Source organism: Rahnella sp. AN3-3W3 (assembly GCF_003263545.1).
Classification (GTDB): Bacteria; Pseudomonadota; Gammaproteobacteria; order Enterobacterales; family Enterobacteriaceae; genus Rahnella; species Rahnella variigena.
In genome coordinates, this window is the sequence record NZ_JYDG01000114.1 from 1 (window position 1) to 3,130 (window position 3,130).

Annotated in this window: 6 protein-coding genes; 2 read left to right on the forward strand and 4 right to left on the reverse strand. The window is 46.3% G+C overall.

Going from position 1 to position 3,130, the window contains the following annotated elements:
• The first annotated feature begins 483 nt into the window (after nucleotides 1-483).
• Together UC15_RS23765 and UC15_RS23770 are read left to right on the forward strand one after the other, a co-directional pair.
• Entirely contained in the window at nucleotides 484-876 is a 393-nt protein-coding gene (locus UC15_RS23765; RefSeq protein ID WP_112291467.1) for a hypothetical protein, read from the forward strand.
• Nucleotides 873-1,085: a helix-turn-helix transcriptional regulator gene (locus UC15_RS23770; protein WP_112291468.1), complete on the forward strand. Its 213-nt coding sequence runs from the start codon at nucleotides 873-875 to the stop codon at nucleotides 1,083-1,085. The genes UC15_RS23765 and UC15_RS23770 overlap by 4 nt, the downstream gene beginning before the upstream one ends.
• A 359-nt stretch (nucleotides 1,086-1,444) precedes the next feature.
• On the opposite strand, the gene UC15_RS23775 is transcribed toward UC15_RS23770, so the two are convergent.
• The 4 genes from UC15_RS23775 to UC15_RS26115 all read right to left on the reverse strand — a co-directional run.
• Nucleotides 1,445-1,831, reverse strand: a complete 387-nt coding sequence (locus UC15_RS23775; protein WP_232829979.1) for a hypothetical protein — start codon at nucleotides 1,829-1,831, stop codon at nucleotides 1,445-1,447.
• A 47-nt stretch (nucleotides 1,832-1,878) separates the two neighbouring features.
• A complete protein-coding gene (locus UC15_RS23780) occupies nucleotides 1,879-2,235 on the reverse strand; it encodes a tlde1 domain-containing protein (RefSeq protein WP_112291472.1) in 357 nt (118 codons plus the stop codon).
• Between the two features lie 12 nt (nucleotides 2,236-2,247).
• Nucleotides 2,248-2,739: a type VI secretion system tube protein TssD gene (locus UC15_RS23785; protein ID WP_112291473.1), complete on the reverse strand. Its 492-nt coding sequence runs from the start codon at nucleotides 2,737-2,739 to the stop codon at nucleotides 2,248-2,250.
• 195 nt (nucleotides 2,740-2,934) lie between these two features.
• The coding region (locus UC15_RS26115; RefSeq protein ID WP_232829980.1) for a hypothetical protein at nucleotides 2,935-3,130 on the reverse strand (196 nt) is incomplete at its 5' end.

Sequence of the window (3,130 nt, forward strand, 5' to 3'; positions counted from 1 at the left end):
TACAGGCAGCTTAGAAAAAAGACACTGTGCTATCTCTTGAGCAAGTGATGTTCACTGCCGTACAGGCAGCTTAGAAATGACGGGACAAGACGTCTCGCGCGATAATTTGTGTTCACTGCCGTACAGGCAGCCGCTTGCAACTTACTGCAAACCATAAAAACTCCTTGGAAGCAGTATCTCATCTCCGCGATTTGCCCATTTTTAATGTGTGGATATCCAGTTATTGTCTGCTCGCTGCGGCAAAATCCGCAGTCGGGTGTAGGAACCTGATGTGCTAGATAGTGCATTTCACATGCGCTACGTTTTGTTTCATCATTGAAAGTGGATTTAAAACACTTCTGTTATTATCAATGGTGACTCAGACGAGGCAGCTTTCGGGCTGATCGAAAACTCCAGTACATCGATTCCTACCCTCGTCTGGGTTACCACCAAATGTAGGAATTTGGGTGGTAGCGCGTGATACGGCTCTCTGGAAATCAACAAATGACTATCACTAATAATTCTGAAACATCCCCCGATTCATGGACACTCACCGATCGCTGCCGTTTGCTGGCGAATGCGCTGGTGAACCCGCAAAACAGAGGTTCGCAGGACAGACTTTGCATCATGCTGCAAAACGAGCTTGAATACCTTGAAGCGACGTTATCGCAACCCATCCCCGAGCACCGCAAGAATTTGGGGATCCCGATGGACGACGGCTTATTTGATTACGCCGATCTCGAACCCGATGAACTTTGCGATCAATGCATGGCGCTGAATTTCATACTGATGACGCTGCATGACAGAAAAATAAAAGAGATCATCACGTATATCTTGTGGGAACGTTTTGAGATGCTGCGCTGCTCACTGTATGCCTCCGGTGAGGTGATCGCATGAACAAAGACTGGCATCAGGCTGATATCATTGCGGCAATCAAAAAGAAGGGCACCACAATGGCGGCTGTCTCACGCCGCGCAGGTTTAAGTTCTTCGACGCTCTCAAACGCCTTAACCCGTAAATGGCCGAAAGGGGAAAGACTGATCGCTGATGCGATTGGCGTAAAAGCCGAAACCATCTGGCCGAGCCGATATACCGAAATAAAATAAACCTGAGAACGGCTCCTTCCCCTGCGAAGGGGAAGGCTGGGATGGGGTATTAATGACAACTTCGAGCTGACCCTCTTTTTTGCACCTTCTCTAACTCATTGATTTAATTAGTGCGCGCAAGCTAACAAAAAAGAGGGTATTTCTGCCAAAACAGGGATAACCTCTTGCCGTTCAACGCGTAAATCTGAAAACTCAACGGGTTCACTGCCGTACAGGCAGCTTAGAAAGGTGGTAACGTAACGCCTCAACTGGAGCCAATGTTCACTGCCGTACAGGCAGCTTAGAAAGATAAACTAATCAGCAAGTAGGATAATTTAAAAAAAAAACCGTTTGCCGACCGGGCTTTAACAGAAGGTGTATTACTTTATAAGTTTGCCGTTGCCTGCTTTCCACTCCTCATAAGTGGCTTCAAGAATCCAAAGGCAAACTGCCGATTTATCAGTACTCAGCAAAGACAGGCGCGTTTTTTGATAAAACGCCTCAATTTCAGTTGCTGATTTATTTATGGGTCCCATACAGACCAGGTTAGTGCCAACTAAATGAGGCCAATCATGGGAGTCAATAACCTCAAGTGTCTTGAGCGCAGCGGCGGTATTTGTTGAAAGTGCAGACGATAAAGCAGCTTCGACGTCTTGTGATTGTTTAACATCAGCGACGGCGGCCAGTTCGGGAACTTTATCGAGCCAAACCTGTTCTCCGGCAGCAATCCCCTTCAAAGCGGCCGGCCAGTCAATATTTGCTGCCATTGAATTCATGGCTATGCACAACAGTAATAGGAATAGAACCCATCGCCTCATCTTACAACCTCTAAGGTTCCACCCTCGCTGATCACTCTCCAGCGAGTTGAGGGAGACATAATAATGCAACCCTCGGAGGCGAAACCTGCAGGCTTACCGACGCGTTCGCCATGAATCCGAAACAGTGAGCGACCAAACGAATCCCCGGAGGTTTGTTCCAAAATTACTGTTGCCGGGCCTTTAGAGAGAGAATGTCCCGCGATTCGATAAGTCCCTCGGGGAAGTGGTCCCATACCTTTGACCTGCTGGCGATCTGGGTTATTTTTATTGGTCAGGACACCAGAGTAACCCGTCTCGACCAGTTCATTCCCCTTGTATAATCTGCCTGTACTTTGCTCATATCTCCATGTCATCACTATTTATCCTTATGCGGTTGCACGCTCATTCCAACTGTCTGAGTGAATAATATTTCCATCCATATAGCACCAGGTGATTTTTTCGTAAATCAGTTCGATCATCTCCAGATGGTTGCGTTTCTCGCCGTAAGAAGACTTGATGTCAAACAACATCGGCCCGACGGTAACAATCCTTACGCCTTCCATCAGAACTCTGAAGTACTCCACTTCCTGGCCCGCGTCATTGATACGATAAAATTTAACTTCGGCTGACTGAAGTTTCTGTCCTGTGGTCACTGATTTATAAAGGTAAGGACTGGAAGCATCGATTTCTTTGCTGAAAAGATAGGGGGCATGTTCACGGGTTGCGGTAGCTTTACCCGTGGCGTTGTCGGTGGTGATGGAGACGCCGTGATGCAAGCCGTGGATCTCAATGCTACCCTCACGGCCTGTTATATCGACAGAGCCACGTATTGTCGTGCCGCTGTCATCCTTTAACCATAAATAAGCGGGGATCGCCATTTCATTAGTCCTTAATTGTGTGAAATAGCAGATTAGCTTTTTAAAAAGCAAATAATTGTGTTTAAACCTTCAACTCATTGATTTTCGGAAAGTGAGTACATTGAACCGATAACTCATTAATCTTCAAATTACGCCCGCAAGCTCATATGTTTGCAGCTAACCCTCTTTTTTTACCCTATCGCTAACTCATTGATTTTAAATCACTGAATTATCCATCAAAAAAAGAGGGTATTTCTGCCAAAACAGGGATAACCTCTTGCAGCTCAAAGCGTAAATCTGAAAACTCAACAGTTCACTGCCGTACAGGCAGCTTAGAAATGAGCATGTCTTGCTGCCACTCAATGTCGTTTGTTCACTGCCGTACAGGCAGCTTAGAAAATCAACTAACATT

What these genes read in the sequence shown, in the direction of transcription:
- UC15_RS23780 (WP_112291472.1), bottom strand. Translation starts at nt 2,235, where the DNA reads ATGACATGGAGATATGAGCAAAGTACAGGCAGATTATACAAGGGGAAT.
- UC15_RS23765 (WP_112291467.1), top strand. Translation starts at nt 484, where the DNA reads ATGACTATCACTAATAATTCTGAAACATCCCCCGATTCATGGACACTC.
- UC15_RS23775 (WP_232829979.1), bottom strand. Translation starts at nt 1,831, where the DNA reads ATGGCAGCAAATATTGACTGGCCGGCCGCTTTGAAGGGGATTGCTGCC.
- UC15_RS23785 (WP_112291473.1), bottom strand. Translation starts at nt 2,739, where the DNA reads ATGGCGATCCCCGCTTATTTATGGTTAAAGGATGACAGCGGCACGACA.
- UC15_RS23770 (WP_112291468.1), top strand. Translation starts at nt 873, where the DNA reads ATGAACAAAGACTGGCATCAGGCTGATATCATTGCGGCAATCAAAAAG.